This is a genomic window from Streptomyces sp. KR55, from assembly GCF_052245645.1.
In the GTDB taxonomy this organism is placed as follows: domain Bacteria; phylum Actinomycetota; class Actinomycetes; order Streptomycetales; family Streptomycetaceae; genus Streptomyces; species Streptomyces flavusporus.
On record NZ_JBQQCE010000092.1, the window covers coordinates 1 to 25,697 of the forward strand.

The 25,697-nt window shown below is 70.1% G+C and carries 27 protein-coding genes, 7 pseudogenes and 1 riboswitch; of the genes and pseudogenes, 20 read left to right on the forward strand and 14 right to left on the reverse strand.

The annotated features are described in order from the left end of the window. Positions 1 to 209 (reverse strand): annotated as a pseudogene (locus tag ACTWQJ_RS15905) (MFS transporter); the annotation flags it as partial. 100 nt (positions 210 to 309) lie between these two features. Here ACTWQJ_RS15905 and ACTWQJ_RS15910 point away from each other — a divergent pair. From ACTWQJ_RS15910 to ACTWQJ_RS15920, 3 genes are read left to right on the forward strand one after another with little or no spacing between them, the layout of a single operon-like run. Next, entirely contained in the window at positions 310 to 1,068 is a 759-nt protein-coding gene (locus tag ACTWQJ_RS15910) for a GntR family transcriptional regulator (RefSeq protein ID WP_181662858.1), read from the forward strand. 42 nt (positions 1,069 to 1,110) lie between these two features. Continuing rightward, a complete protein-coding gene (locus ACTWQJ_RS15915) occupies positions 1,111 to 1,794 on the forward strand; it encodes a bifunctional 4-hydroxy-2-oxoglutarate aldolase/2-dehydro-3-deoxy-phosphogluconate aldolase (RefSeq protein ID WP_443307288.1) in 684 nt (227 codons plus the stop codon). Beyond that, positions 1,787 to 2,746: a sugar kinase gene (locus ACTWQJ_RS15920; RefSeq protein ID WP_443307289.1), complete on the forward strand. Its 960-nt coding sequence runs from the start codon at positions 1,787 to 1,789 to the stop codon at positions 2,744 to 2,746. Before ACTWQJ_RS15915 ends, ACTWQJ_RS15920 begins: the two co-directional genes overlap by 8 nt. Before the next feature lie 385 nt (positions 2,747 to 3,131). On the opposite strand, the gene ACTWQJ_RS15925 is transcribed toward ACTWQJ_RS15920, so the two are convergent. The 5 genes from ACTWQJ_RS15925 to ACTWQJ_RS15945 form a co-directional block, all read right to left on the reverse strand. Next, the gene (locus tag ACTWQJ_RS15925; protein ID WP_443307290.1) at positions 3,132 to 4,232 is read right to left on the reverse strand and encodes a sensor histidine kinase; all 1,101 of its coding nucleotides are present in this window, start codon (positions 4,230 to 4,232) and stop codon (positions 3,132 to 3,134) included. Then, complete coding sequence (locus ACTWQJ_RS15930; protein ID WP_443307291.1) at positions 4,229 to 4,882, reverse strand: response regulator; 654 nt, start codon at positions 4,880 to 4,882, stop codon at positions 4,229 to 4,231. The genes ACTWQJ_RS15925 and ACTWQJ_RS15930 overlap by 4 nt, the downstream gene beginning before the upstream one ends. Before the next feature lie 283 nt (positions 4,883 to 5,165). Continuing rightward, positions 5,166 to 5,822 carry a histidine phosphatase family protein gene (locus tag ACTWQJ_RS15935; protein ID WP_443307292.1) on the reverse strand — a complete coding sequence of 219 codons (657 nt, stop codon included), beginning with the start codon at positions 5,820 to 5,822 and terminating at the stop codon, positions 5,166 to 5,168. Positions 5,823 to 5,868: 46 nt separating this feature from the next. Continuing rightward, on the reverse strand, positions 5,869 to 6,045 hold the full coding sequence (locus ACTWQJ_RS15940; protein WP_443307293.1) for a hypothetical protein: 177 nt from the start codon (positions 6,043 to 6,045) through the stop codon (positions 5,869 to 5,871). Positions 6,046 to 6,537: 492 nt separating this feature from the next. Beyond that, entirely contained in the window at positions 6,538 to 6,789 is a 252-nt protein-coding gene (locus ACTWQJ_RS15945) for a hypothetical protein (protein ID WP_443307294.1), read from the reverse strand. Positions 6,790 to 7,017: 228 nt separating this feature from the next. Here ACTWQJ_RS15945 and ACTWQJ_RS15950 point away from each other — a divergent pair, with 228 nt between their 5' ends. Together ACTWQJ_RS15950 and ACTWQJ_RS15955 are read left to right on the forward strand one after the other, a co-directional pair. Then, positions 7,018 to 7,308 (forward strand): hypothetical protein, encoded by a 291-nt coding sequence (locus ACTWQJ_RS15950; protein ID WP_443307295.1) that lies wholly within the window; start codon positions 7,018 to 7,020, stop codon positions 7,306 to 7,308. A 446-nt stretch (positions 7,309 to 7,754) separates the two neighbouring features. Then, positions 7,755 to 8,141 carry a four-helix bundle copper-binding protein gene (locus ACTWQJ_RS15955; protein ID WP_443307313.1) on the forward strand — a complete coding sequence of 129 codons (387 nt, stop codon included), beginning with the start codon at positions 7,755 to 7,757 and terminating at the stop codon, positions 8,139 to 8,141. 52 nt (positions 8,142 to 8,193) lie between these two features. Here ACTWQJ_RS15955 and ACTWQJ_RS15960 read toward each other — a convergent pair whose 3' ends face one another. From ACTWQJ_RS15960 to ACTWQJ_RS15970, 3 genes and pseudogenes are all read right to left on the reverse strand, one after another. Next, complete coding sequence (locus tag ACTWQJ_RS15960) at positions 8,194 to 8,589, reverse strand: RidA family protein (protein WP_443307296.1); 396 nt, start codon at positions 8,587 to 8,589, stop codon at positions 8,194 to 8,196. Between the two features lie 167 nt (positions 8,590 to 8,756). After that, a pseudogene (gene phoU, locus ACTWQJ_RS15965) lies at positions 8,757 to 9,359 on the reverse strand (phosphate signaling complex protein PhoU); the annotation flags it as partial. 50 nt (positions 9,360 to 9,409) lie between these two features. Next, positions 9,410 to 9,844: a cupin domain-containing protein gene (locus ACTWQJ_RS15970; protein ID WP_443307297.1), complete on the reverse strand. Its 435-nt coding sequence runs from the start codon at positions 9,842 to 9,844 to the stop codon at positions 9,410 to 9,412. Between the two features lie 302 nt (positions 9,845 to 10,146). On the opposite strand from ACTWQJ_RS15970, the pseudogene ACTWQJ_RS15975 reads away from it, so the two are divergent. The 3 pseudogenes from ACTWQJ_RS15975 to ACTWQJ_RS15985 form a co-directional block, all read left to right on the forward strand. Further along, positions 10,147 to 10,242, forward strand: a pseudogene (locus ACTWQJ_RS15975) (cation transporter); the annotation flags it as partial. 366 nt (positions 10,243 to 10,608) lie between these two features. Continuing rightward, positions 10,609 to 10,887 (forward strand): annotated as a pseudogene (locus tag ACTWQJ_RS15980) (GMC oxidoreductase); the annotation flags it as partial. After that, positions 10,797 to 11,528, forward strand: a pseudogene (locus ACTWQJ_RS15985) (3-keto-disaccharide hydrolase); the annotation flags it as partial. The pseudogenes ACTWQJ_RS15980 and ACTWQJ_RS15985, both read left to right, overlap by 91 nt. Positions 11,529 to 11,597: 69 nt before the next feature. Here the strand turns inward: ACTWQJ_RS15985 and ACTWQJ_RS15990 are convergent. Continuing rightward, on the reverse strand, positions 11,598 to 12,221 hold the full coding sequence (locus tag ACTWQJ_RS15990) for a TetR/AcrR family transcriptional regulator (protein ID WP_443307298.1): 624 nt from the start codon (positions 12,219 to 12,221) through the stop codon (positions 11,598 to 11,600). An 89-nt stretch (positions 12,222 to 12,310) separates the two neighbouring features. Between ACTWQJ_RS15990 and ACTWQJ_RS15995 the strand changes: the two genes are divergently transcribed. Continuing rightward, positions 12,311 to 12,973, forward strand: a complete 663-nt coding sequence (locus ACTWQJ_RS15995) for a class I SAM-dependent methyltransferase (RefSeq protein WP_443307299.1) — start codon at positions 12,311 to 12,313, stop codon at positions 12,971 to 12,973. Positions 12,974 to 13,045: 72 nt separating this feature from the next. Here ACTWQJ_RS15995 and ACTWQJ_RS16000 read toward each other — a convergent pair whose 3' ends face one another. Next, the gene (locus tag ACTWQJ_RS16000; protein WP_443307300.1) at positions 13,046 to 13,651 is read right to left on the reverse strand and encodes a histidine phosphatase family protein; all 606 of its coding nucleotides are present in this window, start codon (positions 13,649 to 13,651) and stop codon (positions 13,046 to 13,048) included. 112 nt (positions 13,652 to 13,763) lie between these two features. Then, positions 13,764 to 13,906, forward strand: a riboswitch (cobalamin riboswitch). 36 nt (positions 13,907 to 13,942) lie between these two features. Between ACTWQJ_RS16000 and ACTWQJ_RS16005 the strand changes: the two genes are divergently transcribed. After that, positions 13,943 to 14,164 (forward strand): CbtB domain-containing protein, encoded by a 222-nt coding sequence (locus ACTWQJ_RS16005; RefSeq protein ID WP_443307301.1) that lies wholly within the window; start codon positions 13,943 to 13,945, stop codon positions 14,162 to 14,164. 25 nt (positions 14,165 to 14,189) lie between these two features. After that, a complete protein-coding gene (locus ACTWQJ_RS16010) occupies positions 14,190 to 14,954 on the forward strand; it encodes a CbtA family protein (RefSeq protein WP_443307302.1) in 765 nt (254 codons plus the stop codon). A gap of 52 nt (positions 14,955 to 15,006) precedes the next feature. Here ACTWQJ_RS16010 and ACTWQJ_RS16015 read toward each other — a convergent pair. Together ACTWQJ_RS16015 and ACTWQJ_RS16020 are read right to left on the reverse strand one after the other, a co-directional pair. Then, positions 15,007 to 15,635 (reverse strand): annotated as a pseudogene (locus ACTWQJ_RS16015) (response regulator). A gap of 32 nt (positions 15,636 to 15,667) precedes the next feature. Beyond that, complete coding sequence (locus ACTWQJ_RS16020) at positions 15,668 to 16,270, reverse strand: sensor histidine kinase (protein WP_443307303.1); 603 nt, start codon at positions 16,268 to 16,270, stop codon at positions 15,668 to 15,670. On the opposite strand from ACTWQJ_RS16020, the gene ACTWQJ_RS16025 reads away from it, so the two are divergent. The 6 genes from ACTWQJ_RS16025 to ACTWQJ_RS16050 all read left to right on the forward strand — a co-directional run bounded on the left by ACTWQJ_RS16025 (position 16,218) and on the right by ACTWQJ_RS16050 (position 22,653). After that, entirely contained in the window at positions 16,218 to 17,534 is a 1,317-nt protein-coding gene (locus ACTWQJ_RS16025) for an ABC transporter permease (RefSeq protein WP_443307304.1), read from the forward strand. The genes ACTWQJ_RS16020 and ACTWQJ_RS16025 overlap by 53 nt on opposite strands. 116 nt (positions 17,535 to 17,650) lie before the next feature. Further along, entirely contained in the window at positions 17,651 to 18,682 is a 1,032-nt protein-coding gene (locus ACTWQJ_RS16030) for a permease (RefSeq protein WP_443307305.1), read from the forward strand. Then, positions 18,679 to 19,431 carry a TIGR03943 family putative permease subunit gene (locus ACTWQJ_RS16035; protein WP_443307306.1) on the forward strand — a complete coding sequence of 251 codons (753 nt, stop codon included), beginning with the start codon at positions 18,679 to 18,681 and terminating at the stop codon, positions 19,429 to 19,431. Before ACTWQJ_RS16030 ends, ACTWQJ_RS16035 begins: the two co-directional genes overlap by 4 nt. A 294-nt stretch (positions 19,432 to 19,725) precedes the next feature. Continuing rightward, positions 19,726 to 20,151, forward strand: coding sequence for a hypothetical protein (locus tag ACTWQJ_RS16040; protein ID WP_443307307.1), 426 nt, complete (start codon positions 19,726 to 19,728; stop codon positions 20,149 to 20,151). 127 nt (positions 20,152 to 20,278) lie between these two features. After that, the gene (locus tag ACTWQJ_RS16045; protein ID WP_443307308.1) at positions 20,279 to 21,409 is read left to right on the forward strand and encodes a PLP-dependent cysteine synthase family protein; all 1,131 of its coding nucleotides are present in this window, start codon (positions 20,279 to 20,281) and stop codon (positions 21,407 to 21,409) included. Further along, positions 21,406 to 22,653: an MDR family MFS transporter gene (locus tag ACTWQJ_RS16050; RefSeq protein WP_443307309.1), complete on the forward strand. Its 1,248-nt coding sequence runs from the start codon at positions 21,406 to 21,408 to the stop codon at positions 22,651 to 22,653. The genes ACTWQJ_RS16045 and ACTWQJ_RS16050 overlap by 4 nt, the downstream gene beginning before the upstream one ends. 231 nt (positions 22,654 to 22,884) lie before the next feature. Here ACTWQJ_RS16050 and ACTWQJ_RS16055 read toward each other — a convergent pair whose 3' ends face one another. Continuing rightward, entirely contained in the window at positions 22,885 to 23,814 is a 930-nt protein-coding gene (locus ACTWQJ_RS16055; protein ID WP_443307310.1) for a M56 family metallopeptidase, read from the reverse strand. A 21-nt stretch (positions 23,815 to 23,835) separates the two neighbouring features. On the opposite strand from ACTWQJ_RS16055, the gene ACTWQJ_RS16060 reads away from it, so the two are divergent. From ACTWQJ_RS16060 to ACTWQJ_RS16070, 3 genes and pseudogenes are all read left to right on the forward strand, one after another. After that, the gene (locus ACTWQJ_RS16060) at positions 23,836 to 24,105 is read left to right on the forward strand and encodes a hypothetical protein (RefSeq protein ID WP_443307311.1); all 270 of its coding nucleotides are present in this window, start codon (positions 23,836 to 23,838) and stop codon (positions 24,103 to 24,105) included. Between the two features lie 37 nt (positions 24,106 to 24,142). Next, positions 24,143 to 25,195, forward strand: coding sequence for an IS630 family transposase (locus tag ACTWQJ_RS16065; RefSeq protein ID WP_443307312.1), 1,053 nt, complete (start codon positions 24,143 to 24,145; stop codon positions 25,193 to 25,195). Positions 25,196 to 25,259: 64 nt separating this feature from the next. After that, positions 25,260 to 25,601: pseudogene (locus tag ACTWQJ_RS16070) on the forward strand (transposase); the annotation flags it as partial. Positions 25,602 to 25,697 lie beyond the last annotated feature (96 nt).

Here is a 25,697-nt window from a genome sequence, read left to right on the forward strand (position 1 = left end):
ACGGCGTAGGTCGAGAAGGCGGCGAGCGTGCCCACCGCCGAATCGACCTCCGGAAAGAAGACCTCGTTGAAGGCGAGAGCGGACGCGGTGCCGTAGATGAAGAAGTCGTAGTACTCGGCAACGGTGCCGACAACGGATGCTCCGACGGTGCGCCGCAGCTCCTTCGGTGGTGCCGATGTCACGGGCGCGGCGCTGTCGTGTCCGCTCATAAGGCTGCCTCCTTGCAGTCCAAACGCTACCCAAGTCCCCTTGGCGTCGGCTACCATACAAGTACTTCAGTCGCGCTCGTCAAGGGATGGGAGAGCCCGGATGGCATCCACCGAAGGACTGCACGCCGCACGCGCCCGGGGCCGCAACACCCGGCAACTGGTCCATGAGCTGCTGCGCTCGCGGATCATCAGCCTTGACCTGGAGCCCGGGGCGGCCCTGTCGGAGAACGACCTCGCGGCCGAACTCGGTGTCAGCCGGACCCCCGTGCGGGAGAGCCTGATCCTGCTCGGGGAGGAGGGACTCGTCGACGTCTACCCGCAGCTGGGGACCTTCGTCTCGCGCATCCGCGAGCGAGACATCGCCTCCGCGCAGTTCATCCGCGAGGCACTCGAGTGCGCGGCCCTGCGCGACGGTGTGACCAAGGCGACCGCGCATGACGTGGCTGAACTCAGAGCCCTGCTGGTCGCCCAGACCGAGGCCGAGCAGCGAGAGGACCCGGAGGCGTTCTTCCGACTGGACGAGCAGTTCCACGCCCGGCTCATGGCCGCGGGCGGACATGCCGAGGCTTGGCCGGTCGTGAGCCAGGCCAAGGCCCAGCTCGACCGGGCGCGACGCCTGTCCCTGCCGCTCACCCAGCAGCTCTCCCTATTGATCAGCCAGCACACCGCGGTGGTCGATCAGCTCGAACAGCACGATCTGGACGGGGCCGACCAGGCCCTGCGGGGACATCTGCGTCAGGTCTTCACCGACGTGGAGACCATCCGGGCGCAGCACCCGGAGCTCTTCAGCGACACGGACGCCCCGGTCCGACCGCGCCGTGACACACGTCGCCGGACAGGCGTTCCCGACGCCGGCTGATCTGCCCCTGCCTGCCGCCACACGCCCAAGGGACGAAAAATCATGCACACAGCGAACCAGCACTCAGCGACTCCACGGCAGCCGCTGAGCCGCACCCTGCTCGAGAGCCGCATCATCGCGGTCCTGCGGGCCTCCGATGCCCGATACCTGCTTCCGGCCGCCGAGGTGCTGGTGGAGCAGGGCATCCGCAGCATGGAGGTCACCCTCACCACGGCTGGAGGCCTCCAGGCGATCTCCGAGTTGAGGGCCGCGCTGCCCGACGAGGTCGAGGTGGGGGCGGGCACCGTCCTGTCCGTCGAGGACCTCGACGCGGTGCTCGACGCGGGCGCGGCCTATGTGGTCACCCCGCACACCGATGCGGAGCTCATCCGCGCCGCGGTGGCCCGCAAAGTGGCGATCATCCCGGGCGGGCTGACCCCCACCGAACTCAGTACGGGTTGGGCGGCCGGCGCGAGCGCGGTCAAGCTCTTCCCGGCCTCGACCGTCGGACCGCAGTACGTCAAGGACCTCCACGGCCCCTTCCCGCAGATGCCGGTGATCCCCTCCGGAGGCGTCGGCAGGGCGACTGCCGGCGACTGGATCAAGGTCGGCTGCCCTGCGGTCAGCATGGGCGGCCCCTTGCTCGGCGACGCCCTGAAGGGTGGCGACCTGGCCGCACTGCGCGAGCGCGCCAAGCAGGCCGTCGAGTCCGTGGCCGCCGCAGCGCAGGAGGCCGGTCGTGGCTGAACTCATCCGCAGCGGCGTCGTCACCGTCGGCGAGACCATGGCACTGCTGGCCGCGGAACGCACCGGGCCGCTGAGCCATGTGCCCAGCATGTCCGTGGGCGTCGGCGGCGCCGAGAGCAACGTGGCCATCGCCCTGCAGCGGCTCGGCGTGCCTGCCACCTGGATCGGAAGGGTGGGCGAGGACTCCTTCGGCAAGCTCGTCCTGCGCGAGCTGCGGGCCGAGGGGCTCGACGTACGCGGGATCGTTGACCCTGCAGCACCCACCGGGCTGATGGTCAAGGAACGCCGCACGGCCCGGTCGCTGGGCGTGTGGTACTACCGCGCCGGCAGCGCGGGATCCCGGCTGCGGCCGGAGGACATCACCGAGAGCGTCCTCGCCCATGCCGCCCTGCTCCATGTCACGGGTATCACCCCGGCGCTGTCCGACCCGGCCGCAGACGCGGTACGCCACGCGATCGAACTCGCCCGCCGACACGGTCTGACCGTGTCGTTCGACGTCAACTACCGCAGCAAGCTGTGGTCTCGCGAGGCTGCGGGAAAGGGCCTGCTCGACATCATGCGCGCGTGCGACGTCGTCTTCGCCGGCCCCGAGGAAGCCTCGCTCTTCGTCCCGGAGGATGAGGACCCCCACACTCTGGCGTCTGCGCTGTGCGACCTCGGGCCCTCGCAGGCCATCATCAAGCTCGGCGCCCAGGGGTGTGCAGCAGTGATCGACGGCGAGCAGTACTCCCGCCCGGCGGTGAAGGTCGACGTGATCGACTCCGTGGGCGCCGGCGATGCTTTCGTCGCCGGATACCTCGCCGAACTGCTGGCCGACGCGCCGCCGACCGTGCGCCTGGACACCGCCGTGACCACGGGTGGCTTCGCCTGCACTGTGCCCGGCGACTGGGAAGGACTGCCCACCCGCGCCGAGTTGGGGATCCTTGGCAGCGCAGAGGACGTCATCCGGTAGTCACTGCCTTCGCCGCCCCGGCCCCTCATGACCGGCAAGGCCTGCCGTTACCTCGGATTCCACACTTTACTGATCGTTTCAGAGTGGGAGCGGTGCGTTGGCGGGTAACACTGCCGTCCCGCCGCTGCCGAGGCGGGCGCTGCGCTGTGCTGTGCGTGCGCGGCAGCACATCCGCCGCCGCGGCAGGTCGGCCTGGACCGCGTGCACGCGTCGCCGGACGTCACGTTTGTTCCCGGATAGGGGGTAGCAGGCTCTGTGGATGCCGTGACCCATGGTGTGGGGCTTGATAGGGCACTGCCTCGCTCCAAGTCGTCAAAGCGCGAGCTCCTTCTGGCCGAAGTGTGATCCGGGGAGGCACATGGCTGAGCAGCGTTTCTGGGTTTGTTCACGTTGTGGCTTCTGTCGGGAGCACCACGCAGATTTCGTAGCCGCCGTCGCTCGTCGGACCCGAGGTCATGGTGCCGCCGAGGAGCTCGGTGCGCTGGCGAAGACCGATCAAGCCGTGGTGTGCACTGGGGAGAGGAAGGGCCGGCCGGGTCGGCGCGGTGTTGGTAACCCTGACGCGGACGCGGCCATTGGCGTGGCACAGGTCGATGCGTGCGGTAGCACCAGGGGCGTGTTTGCGTGTGTTGGTCAGGGCTTCCTGGACCGTGCGGTAGATCGCGCGCTGGACGGTGGGCGAAAGATCTTCGGGCAGGTCCGTTTTGAGCTCGGTCTCGATCCCGCAGCCGTCGGCCAGCTTTTGGAGGTCGGTGAGGGCCGGTTGCGGGGTCAGTTCCGTGGGGCGGCCACCGGAGGCGCGGAGGACGGCGACCATGTGGCGCAGCTCGTCGAGCGTCTGCGCACTCAGTCGCCTGATCGTCGCAGCGGCCTCCTTGACGTCGGGATCTCTCGTGCCGACCTGCAGCGCTCCGGCACGCACGGCAATCAGACTGACCTGGTGGGAGACGACATCGTGCATTTCCCGCGCGAGCTGGGCGCGTTCCTTGGCCAGAACGGCTTGTGTGGTCAGCAGCTGTTGATGGTCACGCGCCTCCGAGATTTCGGTCAGTCTCAGCGAGAGGTCGCGGCGTGTCTGTACGAGCTGCCCCAGGAACACGACAGCTGCCGCCGTCGCGGAGGTGTAGCCGAGCGTGATCAGCGTCGAGGGGTCGGTCAGATCGAGGTCCATCGACGGCAGGAGCGTCGCGTCGCTGAACGCGTAGGCCAGGGCGCACAGGACCAACAGAGTCCGAGGGCGACTGAGGGAGGCGAGTGTGTACAGCGCGACCAGGCACGCGAAGACCGCATCGGACAGCAGGACGGCTGGGAGGGTGAGGGCGAAGGTGAGCAGCGGTCGCCGCCGGCGCAGCAGCAGGGCGACGGCAGCTGCCAGGCCACAGGCCGTCCGCCACGGCTCCTCGGCATCCCAGTGAACCCAGACATCGAGGAGGGCCAGACCCACCGCCACGCCGTCCAGGAGCAGCGGGGCCGGGCGGCGGGTCATTCTGTTCTCCTGGTGAGAAGTCCGGCCCGTTGGGCGAAGAGGGCGGCCTGCACCCTGCCGCTCACCTCCAGCTTGGCGAGGATCGCGCTGACGTGATCCTTGACCGTGCCGGTGCTCAGGTGCATCCGGTTCGCGATGTCGGCGTTCGACAGGCCCTCGGCGATGAGGACGAGCACTTCACGCTCACGGTCGGTCAGGCGCTTGAGAACCTGCGGTGGGTGTTCCTGCGCTCCGGCGCTCAGGTAGCCCTCCACCACCACGCGCGTCACCTTGGACGACAGCACCGTGCCGCCGCGGGCCAGGCTCCGCACCGCGAGCGGCAGTGCCTCGGGATCGGTGTCCTTGAGAAGGAAACCGGCAGCACCCGAGCGCAGTGCCGTCTCCACGTACTCGTCCATGTCGAACGTGGTCAGCATGGCCACCACTGGAGGCTCCGGCAGTTCGCGAATGTCACCCAGGACGGTGAGCCCGTCCACGTCCGGCATCCGGATGTCCAGCAGAACGACGTCGGGGCGCGTCTCGCGCACCGTCCGCAGAGCCTGCCCGCCGGACACCGCCCCAACGACCTCGATACCGTCGGCGGCGTCAAGGATGCGCTGGAAGCCCGTGCGGATCAGGGCTTCGTCGTCGACCACCAGTACCCGGATCACGTGTGCTCCAGCCGCTATCGGACCACTGTCCGATTCGTACCACGGCGAGGGCGGATCCGCCGCTGGGCGCTGTCCGCCGAGAGGCCCTCGGCCCGCCATGGCAGCCGGTCCAGGGGCTGGACCACGTGGTTTCAGATCGTCGCCGTGGCTCGCTCAGCATCCTGGCACCTTCGGCGCCGGCGCTGTCCACTCCGCTGAGTTCGTTCCTCCTGCCGCGGTGGCGCCGCTGCCGAGCGCCCCATCGAAAAGTTGCGCCAGTCCGCTGACGAGAAGGGCATGGAGGTCATGGCCGGACGAGGAGGGGTGGATACCGTCCGGTTGCCTGCGTGCTCAGCACCGCGACGGATGCAGAGCCGTCGGCCGGCTGCTGTTGCTGCGGGATGGCCATGCGGCCGAGCCGGGCATTCCAGCAGCCGTCGCGCATCGTCAGCGTGACCGCGGACAGGGGCGGAACACCGAGATGCCAGAAGGCGCGGGCAGGTGCGGACAGGGCATGGACCAGTGAGCCTCGGATGACGGAAGCCTCGGTGATCGTGAGTATGCGCTCCGTGTCGGCGGGCAGAGAACTCAGCCATGCCGCTGTCCGACGGCAGAGCCGAGCGACGGACTCGCCCCCGTGCGGTGCGGCGTCGGGATCCGTCAGCCAAGCCGAGAAGCCGTAGGGGTCCTCGGCCACGATGTCTTTGCGCGGGCGGCCGTACCAGCTGCCGCAATCCAGGTCACGCAGGGCAGTCTCGGGCGTGGCTGCGATCGCGAGGGCCTCAGCGGCCCGCGCGCAGCGGGCGGAGGGCGCTCGGAGCGCCAGTGAGTACGGCGGAAGGACATCTTCCGTCGCTGTGTCCTCACGCCGTCCGCGGTCACTCAAGGCACCGCCCCCGAAGACCAGGTCATCGCTGACTTCCGCGCCGGTTGCACACAGCATCGTCACTCGCAGAGTCACCTTGCGACCTCCCTCTCCGATCGGGACGGGGACGCTGCCGGCCCGGTCATGTGATCAAGCGGGCGGGCTTGGCGGCCCGCTGTGACAGGCACTCCAGCGGGCCGGGCCGGAAGAGACGGGTCCGCGGGATGGCCGGCTCCATGGCTGCGACAGCAAACCCGAGGAGCACCAGCAACGCGGCCCGATCCTCCAAGCCATCGGTGCCCAGCAGACGGATGTCCACGGTGTGGACCACGGAGGCCGTCAGGAGGTCGAGCCGACCACAGCATTGGTCACAAGACTTCAGGAACCGTGCTGGTACAGCCATCCGGCAGGTGGCCGGACTGCCCCCGCCGACCGGCGGGCCCTCATCCGCCGGTGGTCGGGCCGTTGACCGCGGGGCGCGGGACGGGTCTCATCGTCGCGACCGAGTGGGGAACAGACAGGGCAGCAGCGACGCGGGCCGTGGGAGCGGGCGAGGGGGGTGCGGAAGGAGGGGGCGTCGACCGGATCTGTCTTGGCAGTGGGAAATGATCTACATGCTCGCGGGAAACGATCTTTGTGGCCCCTGTATGTGCGCTGACCAGCCCATTTCGCCGGTTCCCCTACGTGGCTGATCTGCGCGAACGCCTGCGCACCCTGCCGCCTCCCGTCGACGCGTCCGGCGCCGCATCGGCCTGACGCCGTTGCTGGGCGTGGCCCGGCTACGGCACTGAGGACCGAGGTCGATCCGAGGTCATTCGTCGTCTTCCTCGGACGCGTCGTCGATGTTGCTCATCGCGTCGTAGAAGACCTCGTCGTCGTACTCAACGCTGACGTACTCGGGCTCGAACAGGTCGTCGTCTGGGTCGATGCCCTCGGATGACCGCATCACCTTGACCAAGAACTGCTCTGCGTCAGCGAGTAGGTCAGGGTCGTCCAGCCAGACGCCGAACTCAAGACCCAGCCGTGAGCTCTCGGTCACAGGTATGGGGGCGCTGAGACTCATCGGTTGCGCCCGCCACGATCCTGGCCTGACACCAGTCCTTGGTCGTAGCGGTCGCACAGAAGGGTGTCCACGGATTGCCCACATGCCTTGGTTCCTCAGACCTGGAAATTCCACCTCATCGAGGGGCTTTGCGGGCGCGCCCGCGGCTTCCGGTGCCTGCCTGGGGCAACTGTTGTCGTGTCCAATCGGTCCAGGCGCTCCGGGCGTCTGCTGTGACAGGAGATCGCTATGCGTGTTTCCCGCTTTGCTGCCGCGCTCGGCGTGGCAGTCGCCGTGGTGCTGGGTGGTGCTGGAGCTGCCAGCGCCGCCGCGCCGGGGGCGGCCGGTGCGTACGCCTCGAACGACCACCATCGTTGGGACCGGGGCGAGGACGGGCCCCGGTACCACCACGGACACGGGTGGGACCGGGACCGCCACCACGGACACGGGTGGGACCGGGACCGCCACCACGGGCACGGGCACCACGGGCACGGGCACCACGGGCACGGGCACCACGGGCACGGGCACGGGCACCACTGACACAATCGCCGAACGAGAGGGGGCGGCCCAGAATCGGGCCGCCCCATCACCATCTCAGTTGGCCGCGGGCCTTCTCCCTCCGCAGCCAGCCTGTCCTCCGTCCCCTGCAGGCGGCCATCTCGGTCACGCTGCGGACCTCGCAGTACGGGCCGTCCGGAACCGCCAAGCTCTTGATCGGCACCGCCCCGAGCAGTACACCGCGTCGCGTCGTCGGTCCCCGCCGGCGAAACAAGTGGATGATCGCGCGTTGCGGGGGCACCCGGTCCCCCTCGCCCTCCACTGACCCGCTGTCGGTCCCCCGGCGGGGTCGGGGCTTGTGCGTGTGCGATGCCCCTATGGGCGAGATGAGAATGGGACAAAGGGCCGGGGGTCACGAAGGGGTTGCTGTCTGGCCCGCCGGCCTCCGGCAGTGAGAGGAGGCGGTCCCTGTGACGTCGGTGAAGGAGATGCTCGCCACGTATCCGGCCGATCTCGGTCGAGTCGACCGGGAGAAGCTCACCAAGTGCATCGAGGAATGCATCGCCTGTGCCCAGGCGTGTACCGCGTGTGCCGATGCCTGCCTGTCTGAGGGCATGCCGGCCGAGCTGGCGAAGTGCATCCGCACCAACATGGACTGCGCCGACATCTGCAATGCCACCGCGTCGGTCCTGTCCCGCCACACCGGCTACGACGCCAACATCACCCGCTCCATCCTGCAGGCGTGCGCCACCGCGTGTAAGGCATGCGCCGATGAATGCGGCCGCCATACCCACATGGAGCACTGCCGTATCTGCGCCGAAGCCTGCCGCTCCTGCGAAACGGCGTGCAACGATCTGCTCCAGGCCCTCGGCTGACGCGACACGCGTCCACGCCGGCGACCTGCAGGTGAGACGACCAGCGTGGTGATCATGTGCCGCGGACGACCGCGCCGATCTCGACGAGTTGCTCGGGCAGCGCGAGGTCGGACACGCCCATCACGGTGCTGGTCGGTCGGCGGTCGCCGACGTACGCGACGTGCAGGCGGGCGACCGTGTCGAAGTGGTCCCGCAGGTTCCTGACGAGGACGGTGGTCTCGACGATCTGGTCGCGGGTGGCGCCGAAGTGCTCCAGCACGCGGTCGAGGTTGTCGAGAGTCGTCTTCGTCTGGAGCTCGAAATCGTCGGCTCCGACGAAGGTCCCGGCGCTGTCGTGCGACAACTGCCCGGAGACGTAGAGCGTGTCGCCGGCTTGTACGGCCTGGCTGTAGCCGTAGAGCGACTCCCACGGCATACCGAACGTAAGTTCCTTGTACTGAACCGTCATGGCTTTCTCCTTGTGGTCCGCCGAAACATCCCCGCGAGGGGCGGGGCGACAACTGAGACGAGCATCGCCGCCAGGCCGTGACACAAGCCACTCGTGCGGGCGCGGACGACAGCCGCCGGGGACAACGGCGGACACCGTTCCGGAGTGTCCCGCGCGGCCGGGGGCGCTCAGACCAGGGGCTCGTCTGGGGGCAGCTCGTGGGCGTGCTCGCCCGTGACCAGGTAGACCAGGCGTTGGGCCACCGATACCGCGTGGTCGGCGAAGCATTCGTGGTAGCGGCCGACCAGCGTGACGTCCACGGCGGTCTGCACTCCGTGCTGCCACTGGTCGTCCCTCAGATGCTGGAAGATGACCAGGTGGAGCTCGTCCACGCGGTCGTCGTCCTGCTCCAGCTGAAGGGCCGCCTTCGCGTCCTGGATGATGATCACTTCGGCGGCCTGCGCCATCAGGCGCTGCGCGAGCTGGCCCATCTCCAGAATGGTGCGGCGCAGATCGCGCGGCACGGCCCGCTCGGGGTAGCGCATCCGGGCCAGCTTGGCCACGTGCTGGGCCAGGTCTCCCGAGCGTTCCAGGTCCGAGCTCATGCGCAGTGAGGTGACCACGGTCCGCAGGTCCGTGGCTACCGGCTGCTGCCGTGCCAGCACCGCGATGGCCCGGTTCTCCAGATCGCGTTGGAGGTCATCGACCTTCTGGTCGGCTGAGATCACGCTCTCGGCCAGCTGCAGATCGGCGTCCAGGAGGGCGGTGGTGGCCAGCCCGATGGCAAGCCCGGCGCCGGCATTCAGGGGCCTGGGCTCCGCCCCCGTCTCGAACTCTAGGGTCAGCCTTCGACGGGACGCGGGGCGCGCAGGTGCGCCCGCTCCTTCAGCTCCTCCTCGTCGACCAACGTGAGCATCGGCTGACCCGGCGCGCACACCATGGTCACCAGGAACTTGGTCGGTGCGTCCGACAGGGCGTTGCCGTCCTGGTAGTGGATCACGTCACCGCCCGGCTCCCAGAACGTCCCACCGGCCTCGACCACGCGCTCCGGCTCACCCTCGAGCTCGAACCGGACCGCGCCCTCCATCACATAGCCGAACGACGGACCCGAGTGGCGATGCGGAGGGAGCCCGGGGTGACCGGGAGGCCACTCGACGAGGATGGTCATTCCCGAGCCACCTTCGGGGAAGAAGGGCGGAGTGACGTCCTGCAGCAACGTGACTTCGGGCGGCAAGCCCTCGTGGGCGGTCCCGTGCTCTGGGTTCTTCTCCGACATGTATCACACCTCCGTAAGCCTGCCTGGAACGGACGATCTTGCGTCGGCCACCGCTTTCTGGACCGGTGTACCGACGCACTCGTTCGGCGGTGATCGAGTTAGTCGGTTCCGGGTTCACAACTTGCTTCGCGATGAGGACAAGCCCCAGCCCGCATCCGTGACACGCCGGTCCCGAAACCACCCTGCCTCCCGTCGGCGGCCGCCACAATCCGGGAGCCGACGGCATCGAGAACGCATCGCACCCTGTCATCGCCGGGCACCCGGCAGCGACGGCAACGTTTCAACCATCGCTGTCTCCTCCATGCACCTACCTGTCCGCCGTACTGCTGGTGGTCCTGGCCCCCAACGCCGTCCTCGGCTGGTCCTGGGCCGATCCGATCGCCGCTCTCGTCATCGCTAAGGGCGTCCACACCCACGCCGACCACTGCACCGGCCACTTCCACCTGCAGATCACGGCCTCCGGTGTGGGCGCGATGGGCGTCGACTCCGAGGCGGAGCTGTTCAAGAAGATCCCCGACCTCGACACCCTCGACCGCTTCCGTGACCTGACCGACGAGTGGGTCGTCGTGACCCTGCGCGGCATCGGCGAGAGGACCGGCGACAAGACCTCCGCCGACCCTCGCAACCGGATCGCCCTGGACCACCAGGGCCCGCAAGGCCCGTTCGACTACGGACAGCCCAGGGCGCTGGTCCGGCTGGAGGCGCAGGACCCGGCCGACCCGGCCGGTCACCCGGCCGGCCGCAACCTCGCGCTCTGGGAGGCCATGGACCAGGCCACCGACGAGGTCGCACTGATGCTTGCGAACGGCGGACCCATCGAGTACCTGGGCAGCGGCGGCTGGCAGAACACCCCGCCCGCGCCCAGCGCCCGGCGGGACACGCTCTCCTCCACGCACCACGAGAGCGGCACCCTGTGGATGGGCGAGGACCCGTCCTCCTCGGTCACGGACGTCTGGGGCCGTCTGTACGAGAGCGACAACCTGCACGCCGTCGGCCCCGCCGTGCTCCCCACCATCGGCTCGCCGAACCCCATGCTGTCCGGCGTCGCCCTCGCCCGCCGCACCGGCGACCACCTGGTGCCCGCGCCCAACCCCCGGCTGCCGAAAGCGGGTTCCGGTACCTCTTCGACGGCACCGACAAGACCTTCGCCCTCTGGCGCGGCGTCGGCGGCGGCGCCTTCGCCCCGATCGACGGCGCCATCGTCCCCCAGCCCGTCGGCGGCGAACTCGGGCTGCTCTACTACGCCCGCCAGTCCTTCAGCGACTTCATCCTGCGCCTGCAGCTCCGTGTCGGATCCGTCCAGGACAACTCCGGGATCTTCGTACGCTCCCGAGACCCGTGCCGCCCCGTCCCCGACCGGACCGACCCGGCCAAGCTGCACGCGTACGTGAACCAGGCATGGGTCGCCGTCCACACCGGCTTCGAGGTCCGGATCGACGACACGGCGGCACCCGACGGACTGGACAAGCACCGCACCGGCGCGATCTACGACATCGAGACCGGGGGCGTCCCCGGCGGCCAGTCCTACCAGCGGCCGGCACCGCTGGTGGCCGGCCAGTGGACGGACTGCGAGATCGAGGTCCGCGGCGACACCTACACAGTCAGGCTGAACGGCGCCCAGACCACGGTGTTCACCAACACCGACTCCTGGCGCGGCAAGCCCGCGACCGCCGACCCGGCATCGGGCTTCATCGGACTGCAGGCTCACACCGGGAAGGTCGGGTTCAGGAACATCCGGATCAAGGAGCTGCGATCAACCGGTCAGCGTGTCCAGCGTCATCGCCACCAACTGGCCCTCCAGGCCCGACTGTTCGGGCATGAAGGCCGCCCGGAAGGTACGGGCGTGCAGGAGGGACATCAGCCACCAGGCCGCGGCGTGCGGGTCGAGGTCCCGGCGGAGCGTGCCCGCCCGCTGCCCCTGGTGGACCAGTTCGGCGAAGGTGTCGGCGAAGCGCTGGTGTGCGGCGTGGACCGCCTCCCGCAACTCGGGCTCGCCGGTGAGGGCGAAGGCGTCGGCGAAGAGGAAGCCCAGCGAGCCCCGGGCGTGGAAGCGCGCCATGTGGGCCGGCTCCAGGAAGCCGGCCAGCAGGTCCGTGACGGACTCCCCGGCCTGCACCGCCTCGGTGAGCATCGCGCAGACGTGGGTGACCGCCCGGTCCAGGACGGCCTGGTAGAGCGCTGCCTTGGAGCCGAAGTTCTGGAAGACGACGGGCTCGCTCACGCCGACGCGGGCGGCGATGGCGGAGACCTTGGTTCGTTGGTAACCGGCTTCGGCGAACACCTCCGTCGCGGCGGTCAGGATCGACTCCCGGCGCTGGGCCGGGGCCATCCGCACCCGCCTCGTACCGTGTTCCGCCCGCTTGGCCGTCTCGCTCACACCCGCATCGTATGGCCTCTTGCCGCTCTTACTTAGTCGTGACTAAGCTCAAGGCATGTACTTAGTCATGACTAAGTAAGGAGGGTGAAGTGAATCTCGGACAGCTTCTCCAGCATGGCCGGCCGCATCCCGACACCCCCGGCCTGACCATCGCCCACGCCCGCGCCTACGAACTCTGCGGCGCCGTGTGCTTCGGCGGCATGCGCCCCCGGGCCTATGCCCGCCTGGCCCGGCTCAGCGGCGCCCGCCCCGGTGACCGTGTGCTGGACGTGGGCTGCGGCACCGGCTACCTGACCCGGCGTATAGCGAAGGCCGTCGGCCCCACTGGTTCGGTGCTCGGCATCGATCCGTCCGCCGAGGTCATCGCGTACGCGCGCGATAAGACGCGTGAGCCGCACTGCGCGTACGAGGCCGGGGTCGGTGAGGCGCTCAGCGCGCCGGACGGCTCCTTTGACGTCGTCGTCAGCTGTCTGGCCGTACACCATCTGCCCGAGGACCTGCGGCCGGTCGCGCTGCGGGAGATGTACCGGGTGCTGCGTCCGGGCGGGCGCCTGATGATCGCCGACTTCCGGGCCCCGCGTACCCGGCCGGTCCGGCACGTGATCGCCGCGGTCACCGGACATGTCATGGTGGACTACCGCGTGGACCTGCTCGATGGGCTCATCGCGGGCGCGGGCTTCGATGTGCGGGGGCGCGGGGACGTGCGGCCCTGGCTGCGGTACGTGCAGGGGGTGCGGCCGGAGAAGCCGTGACAGGGCGGTGCGGGTCGGGGCGGGGGCCTGTGACAACTCGGAGTTGGGGACGACGGTTCGGTCCGTCCTGGGTTACGGCGGCTCGGGCAGCCTCCCGGTGCCGGGCTGCGTCCCGCCGAGCGGCTGCCCGAGGCGTAGGTTCCAGCGCCCGGACCGTCCGCTGAGCTCCGTCGCGGTCAGCGGTGGCACGTCGATCCGCCAGAAGGTCGGCTCGGGCGCCCCGAGTGCCCGCACCGCCGCGGCCCGTACGACCTCGGGATCCACCACGGCGACCGTCCGGCCCTCAAGGCGTGCGGCAGAGTCGAGCCAGGCGGCGATCCGGTCGCAGAACTCCCGTACGGATTCCCCGTCGTGCGGCGCGGATGCGGGGTCCGCCATCCACCGGGCAACCTGCTCGGGCTCTTTCGCGCTCACGTCCGCCAGGGTCGCGCCGCGCCAGCGACCCATGTCGAGTCCCGCCAACTCCGGTACGACCGCGGCGTCGAGTCCGAGCGCCTCGACCGTCTGCCGGCAGCGGAGCGACGGGGAGACCCAGGCCCGGTCCACAGCCGTCAGTGTTCCGGCCGCGGCCCGCGCGTGCCGGAGTCCGGTGGCGTCGAGCGGGCAACCGTCGTCGAACCGGGCTTCCCGGAGCGCCAAACTGATCGCGGGTGAGATCAACATCACTCGGCTCGTCATATGCCCGTTCCCGTGCTCAACATCCCGGCTTTCCCCACGACTTGAGGTCCTCCACGGCTCGCAGGCGTGCGCCCGTGCGCCCTTGGCCGCCCCCCTGCTTCGCGGTACGTTCTCGGGCGATGTCCACGACGGACATCGACGACGGTCCCGCGGAAGCCGGTGAGACTCCGGCACGGTCGCGCCACTGTAAGCCCGGTTCGCACCCCCAGGTGTGAGCAGGGCAAGTCAGACCCGCCCCGTTGTCCTTGTGCACCACCGAGACGGGACGCGAGTTCCCCAGGAGGGCCTGCCATGGCGCAGTCTGCTGCTCAGCCGACCACCACTCCCATCGCCGTACCGACCAAGCTGCCGATCGGCGCGATCGCGCCCTGGGCGGTCTTCTTCGGCATCCTCATGCTGGTTCTGCTCTACTTCGTCGGCGTCGAACAGAGCGCCACCTCCGTGATGAGCGGAGAGGACGTCCACGAGTGGGTGCACGACGCCCGCCACCTGCTCGGCTTCCCCTGCCACTGACGGCGGCGGGGAAACGTACGAGCCCATGGACTCGGCAACCGTCCGCAATCTTCTGGTGCGTGGCATGCTCGCGGGTCTCGCCGCGGGTCTGCTCGCCCTTGTCGTCTCCTACTTCCTGGGCGAGCCGAGCGTCGACGCGGCGATCGCCTTCGAGGAGGCCCACGCCCACGGCGGCGAACACGGCGAGGAGCTGGTCAGCCGCACGATGCAGTCCACCGCCGGCCTGTCCACCGGTGTCCTGGTGTACGGCGTCGCGTTCGGCGGCATCGCCGCCCTCGCGTACTGCTTCGCGCTCGGCCGCATCGGCCGCATCGGGCCGCGCGTGAGCGCGCTGCTCCTCGCGGCCGCCGGTCTGATCGCCGTGTATGTCGTGCCGTTCCTGAAGTACCCGGCCCAGCCGCCCGCCGTCGGCGATCCCGACACCGTCGGCAAACGCACCGCCCTGTACTTCCTGATGGTGGTGTTGAGCGTGCTGCTCGCCGTCGCCACCGTGATCCTGGGCAAGCGCCTCGCGCCACGCCTGGGCAACTGGAACGCCACGCTCGCCGCGGGCGCGTTTTTCGTCTTGGTCGTCGGGCTCGCGTACGCGTTCCTGCCGTCCTACAACAACGTCCCGGAGCACTTCCCGGCCGCCGTGCTGTGGGAGTTCCGCCTGGCGGCGCTCGCCGTCCAGGTGACCTTGTGGACCGCCTTCGGGCTCGTCTTCGCGGTGCTGGCGGAACGGGTGCTGGTTCCTCGGACGGCACCGGCCGCAGAGCAGACCGGGCAGTCGGCTCCCGTACCCAACTGAGCACATCCACTCCGAAGGCCCCGACCGGAAGCTCCGGCGGGGCCTTCGAGTTTCACGACGACGCATGGCGAGGCTGGTTGATGCCCGTCTCGTACGCGAAGATCACGGCCTGCACCCGGTCGCGGAGGCCCAGTTTCATCAGGATCCGCTTCACATGAGTGCGGACCGTCGACTCCTCGACGACGAAGGCGGCGGCGATCTCACGGTTCGACAGGCCCCGGGCGACGAGTTCGAAGGTCTCCCGCTCGCGGGGCGTCAGCGCGTCGAGGCGGGAGTGGCCGGACAGGTCGGGGCGGGTTGGCGGGCGGTGCGGTCGATGACGCGGCAGGTGACTGAAGGGAAGAGCAGGGAGTCGCCGGCGGCGATGGTGTGGACGGCGGCGATCAGTTCCTCGGGGCGGGTGCGTTTGAGGAGGAAGCCGGAGGCGCCGGCGCGCAGGGCGCCGAAGATGTAGTCGTCCTGTTCGAAGGTGGTGAGGATCAGGACCTTCGCGTCCGGGGCGTCGCGGGTCAGTTCCCGGGTGGCGCCGATGCCGTCCAGGTCGGGCATCCGGATGTCCATCAGGACGACGTCGGGAGTCAGCCGCCGGGCCTGCGTCACAGCCTCGCGTCCCGTCGCCGCCTCGCCGACGATCTCCATGCTCGGGTCGGCGGTGAGCAGTTCGATGAGGCCGGCGCGCATCAGGTGGTCGTCATCGGCGATCAGTACGCGGGTCACGTCGGCTGTACTCCGTCGGGTGCGGGGGCCGGGATGCGGGCGTGGACGCGGAACGTGCCGTCCCTGTGCCCGGCTTCCAGGCTGCCGCCCAGCAGCGTGACGCGCTCGCGCATGCCGATCAGGCCGTGTCCGCCGCCGGGTCGCGGACTGCCGTTGACGTGTCGTGCGGACCTGGGGTTAGTGACGGTGATGTCGACCCCTGCCTTGGTGTAGGTGAACTGGATGCGGGCGCGGTGGCCGGTGCCGTGGCGGGCGGCGTTGGTGAGGGCTTCCTGGAGAATCCGGTAGGCGGCCTGGTCGGCGGGGCCGCCCAGTGGTCGCCGGGCGCCTGCCGTGTCGACGGTGATCGTGAGGCCGGCGGCCTCGTGGTGGGCGAGCAGGGTGCCGAGGGAGGCGAGGCCGGGCGGGGCCTCGACCTCCTCGTCCGTCGGGTCGTGCGTCGAGTCGCCGCGGCGCAGGGTGCTCGGCAGCGAGCCGACGAGCCTGGCGCCGCCCTGGTGGACGTACGTCGTGATCGTCGCCGTCGGCCTCGGCCTGCCCTCACTGATGGCCCTCGTACCCCTGGTCAGGGCGAGCCGCACCACCGTCCGCGCCGCCATCGACCACCACGGCGGCGGCACGGCTCCCGGCAGGGCGTCCGCACTGCTGGCCCGGATCAGCCGGATCCGCCGCCTCGACCGCGGCCTGCTCCTGGCGCTGCGCAACACGGTCCGCCGCCCCGCCCGCTTCTGGCTCTCCGTGAGCCTGCTGGCGTGCGCGGGCACGGTGTTCGTGGCCGCGATGTCACTGATCGACGGCACGAACGCGGCGGAGCAGCAGAAGAAGGCGCAGCGTTACTGGGATGTCGAGGCCGAGCTGGGCGCCCCCGCCGCGCCCGACCAAGCTGCCGCTGCTGTAAAGGACTTGCCCGGCGTGAGTCGCGTCGAGACCTTCACCCGCACCCAGGTCAGCGTCGCAGGCCCGGATCAGCTCCCCTTCAGCCGCACCTACCCCGACCAGGGCCACGGCAGTATCGCGCTCAACACGGTGTTGCCCTCGCCCGGCAGCGGGCGCTCGTCGCCGAAGCTGCTGGAAGGCAGTTGGCCGAAGCAGGGGGAGACCGGAGCGGTCATCCTCAGCCAGATCGTCCGGGACAACACCGTCCCCGGGTACAGCGCGGGCGACACCGTGCGGCTGTTCATCGAGGGAAAGCCCACGACCTGGCGCATCGCCGGCATCGTCGAGGAACGCGACTCCACCGGCGGCGGCGTGTACGCCACGCCGGAAGGGCTGGCCGCCGCAACCGGAGAGCCCCAGCAAGTGAACCGCGTCCGCGTCATCACCGACATCCACGACGAGCGCACCCGGGACGCGGTCGCGGCCTCCGTCGACGACGCACTCACCGCCGATGGTGTCGACGTGGCCCTCGCGGCCTCCGTCAACCGCAGCGAGGCCGCCTCGGCCGGACACACGGGCCCCGTCCTGATGGTGCTGCTGGTCATCGCCCTGCCGCTCGGCCTGGTCGGCGGCATCGGCCTCGGCTCGACGATGAGCTCCAACATCCTCGACCGCACCCGGGAGTTCGGCGTCATGCACGCCATCGGCGCCCGCCCCAAGGCCGTACGCCGCATCGTCGTCGCCGAAGGCGTCCTCCTCGCCGTCACCAGCTGCGTGGTGGCCGTCGCCCCGGCGCTGGCGCTCACCGCATTCCTCGGCGACGGGCTCGGCAACCTCTTCATGAAGACGCCGCTGCCCTTCCGTATCTCGCCGCTCGGCGTCGGGGTCTGGGTCGTGCTCGCCGTGCTCGGCTCCATGCTGGCTACGGAGGCCGCGGCGAGCCGGGCCTCGCGCATCACGGTCCGCGAGGCGCTGACCTATCTGTGACCGCCCCCATCTGTCCCACAGGCACTCCCGGCCAGGGGCACAGCGTCGAACGCTGGCTTCCTGCGGGCGCTACGGTGGCGCAGTCCGTACAGCCGGGGTGGGATGCAAGGGGCGCGGTGAGCCAGGAGAGTCACGAAGAACCGGTGCGGGGACTGGCCGACGGGATCCGGCTGGTCGCCCGCACCCTCGTCTACATCGTGCTGGGCGGCCTCGCCCTGATTACGATCCTCACGGTCGGCTCGGTCCTCGGCCCGATGCTCGCCCTCGACCTCTACACCCCGCCGGTGGCGGCCTGGTGGACGGTCTTCACGGCCGTGGTCGTCCAGGCCGTACCGTTTCTGATGCTCGGCACGCTGGTGTCGGCGGCGATCGGCGCCTTCGTCCCCGAGCGCGTCTTCACCCGCCTCCTGCCGCGCAACCCGGCGCTGGCCGTGCCCGTCGCCGGCGCGGCCGGCGTCGTACTGCCGGGGTGCGAGTGCGCGTCCGTGCCCGTGGCGGACAGCCTGATGCGGCGCGGGGTCGCCCCGGCCGCTGCCCTCGCCTTCCTGCTCTCCGCGCCCGCGATCAACCCGGTGGTGCTGGTCGCAACATCCATCGCCTTCCCCGGCCAGCCGGCGATGGTCGCGGCCCGCCTCCTCGCCTCCCTCGCCACCGCCGTCGTCATGGGCTGGCTGTGGGTGCGATTCGGGCGCGAGGAGTGGCTGCCACAGCGGAGGCGTACGGCGTCCAAGGCGCCGTCGGACGGCGGGCGCTGGGGCGGCTTCCGGGCCGGGTTGCAGCACGACTTCCTGCACGCGGGCGGGTTCCTCGTGGTGGGTGCGGCGGCCGCGGCGACCTTCAACATCGTCGTACCGAGGTCGGTGCTGGACGTGTTCACCGGGTCGGCCTGGCTGTCGGTGCTGCTGCTCGCTGTTCTCGCGGTGGTGCTGTGCGTGTGCAGCGAGGCGGACGCGTTCGTCGCCGCTTCGCTGAGCGGGTTCTCACCGACAGCGCGGCTGGCGTTCATGGTGGTGGGCCCGATGGTGGACCTGAAGCTGTTCGCGCTGCAGGCGGGGACGTTCGGGCGGGCCTTCGCGGTCAGGTTCTCGGCGATGACGTGGGTCGTCGCGGTGGTGAGCAGTGTGCTGGTGGGGTGGTGGTTGCTGTGAGGCGGTACGGTCCGGCGCTGGTTCTGGTCCTGTGCGCGGGGGCGGTGCTGCGGATCTCGTTGTTCAGCGAGTTGTATCTGCGGTACGTGCAGCCGGGACTGCGGCCGTATCTGATCGCGTCGGGGGTGCTGCTGCTGGCGCTGGGGACCGTGAGCGCGGTCGCCGCCGACCGGGCCGCCCGCAACGAAGTCCGGCACGAGCACGCGGACGAGCAGGACGAGCACGCACACGGGGACGACGAGCACGACCACAGCCACAGTCCCCGCGTCGCCTGGCTGCTCGTCGTCCCCGCGCTGGCCCTGCTGCTCTTCCCGCCGCCCGCCCTCGGCTCGTACAGCGTCGAGCGAGAGACGGCCAAGTACGCCGCTCAGGGCATCGGTACGTTCCCCGCGCTGCCCGAGGGCGACCCGGTCGACCTCACTCTCAGCCAGTTCACCTCACGCGCCCTCTACGACAGCGGCCGGACGATGAAGGGCCGCACGATCCGGATGACCGGGTTCGTCACCAAGGACGACGACGGCACCTGGTATCTGACCCGGCTGCTCATCTCCTGCTGCGCCGCCGACGCACGGCCGGACAAGATCGAGATCCGCCAATCCGACGCCCCTGCCGTCGACAGCTGGGTGTCCGTCACCGGAACCTGGATCCCCAAGGGCAAACTTGGCTCCGACGAGGCGTGGCCGCCCGTGCTCGCCGCCACCGATGTCAGGCAGGTCGAACAGCCCGAGAATCCCTATGAGAAGCGGTGAGCGCTCGGGGCCGTCAGCAGATCGGGGCCGGGCGGACGGACCACGTTCCCAGCCCCCAGGGGGACTCATCCTCGGTACGGAAACGCGGTATGAGGTCATCCCCCGCGGGCATCAACGGCGTGTGAGCCCGTGGATGCGTCGTATCGGCCTGGCCGCCGGAGTGGTGGCGGCGGTGATCGTCGTGCTCGTCGCCGCCTACTGGGGTGTTCAGAGGCTCTGAGCCGGCTGGGGTCGGCGGGAGAGGGCCGCGCGTCGCGCGCCGATCATACGTAATTGATTGATTACGCTACGTGTGTGATCTCCGTGATGGCCGGCAGCCGCGCCCAGCGTCCCGTGCCATCCGTGCTGCTCATCGGGCTGATCCTGCTGGTGGCGTCCCACTTGGTGGGTGCCTTGCACGGGCCGGGCTTCCTCGGCCCGCACAAGTCGCTCAGCCCTGTGGGCGTGGTGCAGCCGGTTGCCCCGGTGAAGGCGGAGGCGGTCGAGGCCGGCCACGGTCACGACCACGACCACGAATTCCACGAGGACACCGTCGAGCACGCCGTAGACCGGGTCCGGTCCGCCGCCGACGGTCCGGCCCACGCCCCGCAGATCGACGAGCCCGCCACCGGTCAGCTCGTCACGAGCGGATCGCTCGGCCACGCCCGCCCAGAGGCTGGTGTTCCCGAGCCGGCAGGCGGCAGATCCGCATGTGCACGGCACTGCGTCTGGCGACAGTAGGCACGAATCGCACGCCTGACCGGGGCCGCGCCGCGACGGTCCGGCCCACGGTCCGGCGTGCCCGCGCGCCTCTGCACCGCCAGCACCGCGCCCGCCCGACCAGCGGGTGCGAAGGAGCCGTACGTTCATGGACCCCACCCTGCTCGAATCCCTCGTCCCCGTCGGGGCCGACGCCCCCGTTCCCCCGATCGCCCGCCGCCAGGCCCATCTGGTGGGCAACACCCCGGTTCTGTGGATCGACGAGCCGTTCGCCCCGCCGGGCCGCGGCTTCCACGCCAAGCTGGAAGGCACCAACCCCGGCGGCATCAAGGACCGCCCCGGCCTGCACATGATCCGCGAGGCGCGGCGGCGCGGCGACCTCGCGCCGGGCGCACCGATCATCGAGTCCTCCAGCGGCACCCTCGGCCTCGGACTCGCCCTGGCCGGGCTGACCTACGGCCATCCCGTCATCGTCGTCACCGATCCGGGCATGGAGTCGTCGATGGTCCGGCTGCTCACCGCACTCGGTACGCACGTCGACAAGGTCGCCGCCCCGCATCCCGACGGCGGCTGGCAGCAAGCCCGCCGCGAGCGCGTCGCAGAACTCCTCGCCGACGCCCCGAACGCGTACTGCCCCGACCAGTACCACAACCCCGACAACACCGCCGCCTACCGGCCACTGGCCGCCGAACTCATCGCCCAGCTCGGCCGCATCGACGTCCTGGTCGCGGCGGTGGGCACGGGCGGACATTCGGCCGGCATCACGGCGGGGCTGCGTGAGCGGTGTCCCGAACTGAGGCTGATCGGGGTGGACGCGGTCGGCTCGACGATCTTCGGGCAGCCTGCCGGGCCACGGCTCATGCGCGGTCTGGGATCGAGCATCCACCCGTCGAACGTCGATTACGAAGCCTTCACCGAGGTCCACTGGGTGGCACCGGCCGAGGCGGTGTGGGCGTGCCGCCAGCTCGCCCGCCGTCACTACGCGTCCGGCGGCTGGAGCGTGGGGGCGGTGGCGCTCGTGGCCGGGTGGGTGGCACGGACGTATCCCACCGGCACGCGGATCGTCGCTGTCTTCCCGGACGGTCCGCACCGCTACCTGGAGACCATCTACAGCGACGCCTGGTGCCGCGAACACGACCTCCTGGGCCATGAACCTCCGCCCGAGCCCGACGAGATCGCCGAGCCGGACGAGTGCGTCGTGACCGGGTGGACGCGATGCAGCCGGGTGCGGGATCCGCTGGGGCGCGAGGCAGCCGCAAGCAAGGCGGGTGCGCGATGAGGCGGCTGCGGGCCCAGGTGGCCTCATTCGACCGTCCGGCCCGGCTGCTGATGATCAACCAGTTCGCCATCAACCTCGGCTTCTACATGCTGATGCCCTACCTCGCCGACCACCTCGCCCACGGGCTGGGGCTGGCGGCCTGGGCGGTCGGCCTGGTACTCGGCGTCCGTAACCTCTCCCAGCAGGGCATGTTCCTCGTCGGCGGCACCCTCGCCGACCGCTACGGCTGCAAGCCGATGATCCTTGCCGGGTGCGCCCTGCGGACGGTCGCCTTCGGGCTGCTCGCGGTGGCGGGCAGCCTGCCCGCGCTGATCGTCGCTTCGGCCCTGACGGGCCTGGCCGGGGCGCTGTTCAACCCGGCCGTGCGGGCGTATCTCGCGGCGGAGGCCGGAGAGGAGCGGCGCGTCGAGGCGTTCGCCGCCTTCAACGTCTTCTACCAGGCGGGCATTCTTGTCGGCCCGCTTGCCGGACTCGCCTTGCTGGCCTGGGACTTCAGCGCGGTGTGCGCGGTCGCCGCGCTCATCTTCGGCGCGCTGGCCGTCCTCCAGGCCCGTGCCCTGCCGCCCCGCCCGCCGGCCGACCGCAGCGCGGAGCCGGCGTGGCGGGCGGTGGCCGCCGACTGGCGCACCATCGCCGCCAACCGGCCCTTCCTGCTCTTCGCCGCCACCATGTCGGGCTCGTACGTCCTGGCCTTTCAGGTCTACCTCGCCCTCCCGCTGCGCGCCCGCGAACTCTTCGGCGAGCGGACCGGGTTGGTGACGGGCGCGGTCTTCGCCGTCTCGGCGCTTGCCGCGCTGTCGGGTCAACTGAAGCTGACCGCCTGGGCGAAGCAGAGCCTGTCCGGGCCGCGGGCCATCGTGTACGGCCTCGTGGTGATGGGGGCGGCCTTCCTGCCGCTGCTGCCCACGTCCTACGACGCCATCGTGGGGGTAGGAGCCCTGACGTTGTGCGCGGCGCTGCTGGCCTGGGGCGGGGCTCTGCTCTACCCGTTCGAGATGGACACCGTCGTACGGCTCTCCGGCGACCGGCTGGTCGCGACGTACTACGGCGCCTACAACACCGCCTCCGGGATTGCGGTCTCACTGGGCAACCTTGCCGTCGGGGCGCTGTTCGACACGGGGGTGCGCTGGCTGCCGTGGGCGGTGCTGGCGGTCACCGGGCTGGTATGTGCGGGGTCGGTGGAATGGCTGCACCGCACCGGGTGTCTCGCGGCGCGGCGGTCGCCGGTTCCGGCGCCGGGGTAGTCGAGGACGCCGCAGTCAGCCCGAAAGCGCCTGGGTGAACGCCCTGTCCTGCTGCTCGGCTCCACTGCACTCGCTCGTGGAGAAGACAACGCTCAGTAACCGCTCCTGCCGTTTCCTCCGGAGGTCACCGCGCGCACTGCTCCAGGCAATGGGCGGTGTACGCGACGGCGAACGCGGGGCCGAGCACCATGACGGACGGCAGTACGAGCACGGCGGCCGTGGCGCAGCCGATCAGGACAGGGAGCAGACGGCGCCCTGTTCGGGGCGGGCGGCCAGGAGGCGGCGGATGCGCTCGGCGGGGTCCGGACCGCTCAACGCCAGTGCCTCGGAGCCCTCGGCCGGTGGTGCGACGGTGCACATCTCCAGCAGCACCGAGGCCACGGTGCGCGGTCCGTGCACGGCGGCGGCGTGATCGTCGGCGGCCATCTCGGCCAGTCGCCGTACCTGGTGGGCGTAGCCGCGTAGCGCACCGCTCCAGCCCACCGCCGCGGTCACGACCTCGGCGGCCAGGATCATGCGGTGGTGCGCGAGTCGAAGGTGTCCCCGCTCATGCGCGACGGCGGCCGCCAACTGCTCCTCGGTGAGCAGGTCCACGGTGCCGCGACTGACGACGATCCGGTCCCGCCCGCGGCTTCCCGGCACGCAGAACGCGGTCGGCGCGGCGTCCTCCAGGATGTGCACGTCGGCGAGCCCTCCCGCGCCGAGGCTGCCCAGGGCGTCGGTGATCAGCCTCGCCCGGTCCCGTTCCCGCCGCACGGTGAAGAAGCGGTGCGCCGCCAGGGCGGTGACCGCGGTGGCGGCGAGCAGGAGCAGGAGTACCGCCGCGTCGGCCGCGCCCTCGATGTGCCACGAACCCGCGTAGGCGGCGTGCACCTGGGGTTTGCCCGCGTGGAACAGCCAGACGACGGCGTGCTCCCACAGGTCGTGCGCCGTCAGGACGAGGGTCGCGGCGACGGTGGCCAGGAGCGTGAATGCGCAGGCGTGCCAGGCCCGCAGCGCGGCCCGGGGATGCCGCGCGGTCCAGGACGCCCGGTTCGAAGAACCGTCGCCCGGCCACCCGGCATGAAGTGGGACGCGTCCTCGCCACCGGCGAGGCCTACAGCCGCCCCACCCACCACGAGGTCGGCACCAAACCCCGCAGGGCAGGCTGACAAGCAACACAGACGTCAGCACACTGAGCGCATGCGATATGAGGAGAAGGCGAAGATCGCCGTCGTGAGAGCCCTGGTCCCGGTGGCCATCCTCATCTCCTCACCGGTGCTGCTGATCGCCGGAGCGCCGATCCGCCACCGATACCTCCGCTACATCTACCGGGATGAGGCCCCGCTGATCCTGGAAAAAGAGCGGGGCCGGGTTAGCGTCCACTGGTTCGTGGTCACCAGCCCTCTTCTCGAATGGCTCTGCTGGCCCACGGAGTCACTCGCCCGTCTCGTCTCACGCCGAGGTTATTGATCCGAAACGGCTGGGGTTCTGATTCGTTGAACGCCGTGTGACTGAACTGGTGGGGGACGCCCGACACTTGTCGCCGTCGGCGCAGGAAGCGTTGCGGATGCGGGCGGTGGCCGCGCTGGTCGAGGGACGTGACCGCGAGGATGTCGCGGCGATGTTCAAGGTCTCGCTCAAGGCGGTGGACAACTGGTGGGCGAAGTGGCTGGCCGGCGGGTGGGAGGCGTTGGCCGCGCGTCCGCGGGGCAAGCGGATCGGGGAGCATCAGGTGCTGTCCGAAGCCGAGCAGGCTGCCCTGCGGCAGGCGCTCCTCGACTACCAGCCCTGCGACCTGGGGCTTTCCGGACAGTTGTGGACGCGTGCCCTGGCGGGCGAGCTGATCGCGAAGCTGTACCGGGTGCGGCTGACCGAGCAGGGCGTGGGCAAGTACCTGCGCCGCTGGGGTCTGTCGTTCCAGCGCCCGGACAAGCGGGCCGTCGAGCAGGACGCCGAGGCGGTGCGGATCTGGCACCAGGAGACCTGGCCCGCGATCCGCGCGAAGGCCAAGAAGGAAGGAGCCGAGGTGTTCTTCGTCGCCCAGGTCGGTATCCGCTCCGACCAGGTCACCGGCCGCACCTGGGGCGCCAAGGGCCGCACCCCCGGCGTGCGCCGCACGGGCAGCAGGTTCTCCGTGAACGCGATGTCCGCGATCAGCACCAACGGCCGCATCCACTGCATGGTCCTCACCGAGACCTTCGACGCGCGGGTGATGTGCCGCTTCCTGGACCGGCTCATCGGCCACTTCGAGCGCAAGGTCCACCTCGTCGTGGACGGCCACTCCGCCCACCGCTCCCGGAAGGTTCGCGCCTGGCTCGCCGAGCACGCCGACCGGATCGAGCTGCACTTCCTGCCCTCGTATGCGCCCGAACTCAACCCCGACGAGCTGGTCAACGCCGACCTCAAGCGCAGCCTGCCGATGCACAGCCGGACCCGAGACCAAGCCCAACTCGCCGCAGAAACCGCCGGTTCTTCCACCGCCGCCAACGCCGGCCGCACATCGTCCGCGGCTACTTCGGCGGCCCCCACATCCGCTACACCCTCGAATAGAGCCCTTTGAGTTTCGCATCAATATTGCCGTGCACATTTAGGCCACTGTGAACGCTTCTTGGGTGGAGGCGAATCATCTGGTGCTGGACAACTACGCCACCCACAAGACCCCGGCCATCAAGACCTGGCTGCTGGCCCACCCACGCTTCCACTTGCACTTCACTCCCACCGGATCGTCCTGGCTGAACTTGGTGGAGCGGTGGTTCGCCGAGCTGACGAACAAGCAGATACGGCGAGGCGTCCACAAAACCGTCCACGCTCTGGAGAGGGACATCCGGTCCTGGATCGCCGCATGGAACACCGATCCCAAGCCCTACGTCTGGACGAAGACCGCGGACGAGATCCTCGAACGCCTCGCAAGCTATCTGAACAGAATTCCTGACTCGGGAGTGTCTAATCAACGGCGGATCTGCTGATCAAGGGAGAGACGCCACGTGAGCGAGACGACGACGGAGCACGAGTCCGTGGAGGAGCCGGCAGGCGATGCGACGCCGTCGGCCGCGTCGGACGAA

What these genes read in the sequence shown, in the direction of transcription:
- ACTWQJ_RS15910 (WP_181662858.1), top strand. Translation starts at nt 310, where the DNA reads ATGGCATCCACCGAAGGACTGCACGCCGCACGCGCCCGGGGCCGCAAC.
- ACTWQJ_RS15915 (WP_443307288.1), top strand. Translation starts at nt 1,111, where the DNA reads ATGCACACAGCGAACCAGCACTCAGCGACTCCACGGCAGCCGCTGAGC.
- ACTWQJ_RS15925 (WP_443307290.1), bottom strand. Translation starts at nt 4,232, where the DNA reads ATGACCCGCCGCCCGGCCCCGCTGCTCCTGGACGGCGTGGCGGTGGGT.
- ACTWQJ_RS15945 (WP_443307294.1), bottom strand. Translation starts at nt 6,789, where the DNA reads ATGAGTCTCAGCGCCCCCATACCTGTGACCGAGAGCTCACGGCTGGGT.
- ACTWQJ_RS15950 (WP_443307295.1), top strand. Translation starts at nt 7,018, where the DNA reads ATGCGTGTTTCCCGCTTTGCTGCCGCGCTCGGCGTGGCAGTCGCCGTG.
- ACTWQJ_RS15955 (WP_443307313.1), top strand. Translation starts at nt 7,755, where the DNA reads ATGCTCGCCACGTATCCGGCCGATCTCGGTCGAGTCGACCGGGAGAAG.
- ACTWQJ_RS15960 (WP_443307296.1), bottom strand. Translation starts at nt 8,589, where the DNA reads ATGACGGTTCAGTACAAGGAACTTACGTTCGGTATGCCGTGGGAGTCG.
- ACTWQJ_RS15970 (WP_443307297.1), bottom strand. Translation starts at nt 9,844, where the DNA reads ATGTCGGAGAAGAACCCAGAGCACGGGACCGCCCACGAGGGCTTGCCG.
- ACTWQJ_RS16000 (WP_443307300.1), bottom strand. Translation starts at nt 13,651, where the DNA reads ATGACGAGCCGAGTGATGTTGATCTCACCCGCGATCAGTTTGGCGCTC.
- ACTWQJ_RS16005 (WP_443307301.1), top strand. Translation starts at nt 13,943, where the DNA reads ATGGCGCAGTCTGCTGCTCAGCCGACCACCACTCCCATCGCCGTACCG.
- ACTWQJ_RS16010 (WP_443307302.1), top strand. Translation starts at nt 14,190, where the DNA reads ATGGACTCGGCAACCGTCCGCAATCTTCTGGTGCGTGGCATGCTCGCG.
- ACTWQJ_RS16025 (WP_443307304.1), top strand. Translation starts at nt 16,218, where the DNA reads ATGGCCCTCGTACCCCTGGTCAGGGCGAGCCGCACCACCGTCCGCGCC.
- ACTWQJ_RS16020 (WP_443307303.1), bottom strand. Translation starts at nt 16,270, where the DNA reads ATGGCGGCGCGGACGGTGGTGCGGCTCGCCCTGACCAGGGGTACGAGG.
- ACTWQJ_RS16045 (WP_443307308.1), top strand. Translation starts at nt 20,279, where the DNA reads ATGGACCCCACCCTGCTCGAATCCCTCGTCCCCGTCGGGGCCGACGCC.
- ACTWQJ_RS16050 (WP_443307309.1), top strand. Translation starts at nt 21,406, where the DNA reads ATGAGGCGGCTGCGGGCCCAGGTGGCCTCATTCGACCGTCCGGCCCGG.
- ACTWQJ_RS16060 (WP_443307311.1), top strand. Translation starts at nt 23,836, where the DNA reads ATGCGATATGAGGAGAAGGCGAAGATCGCCGTCGTGAGAGCCCTGGTC.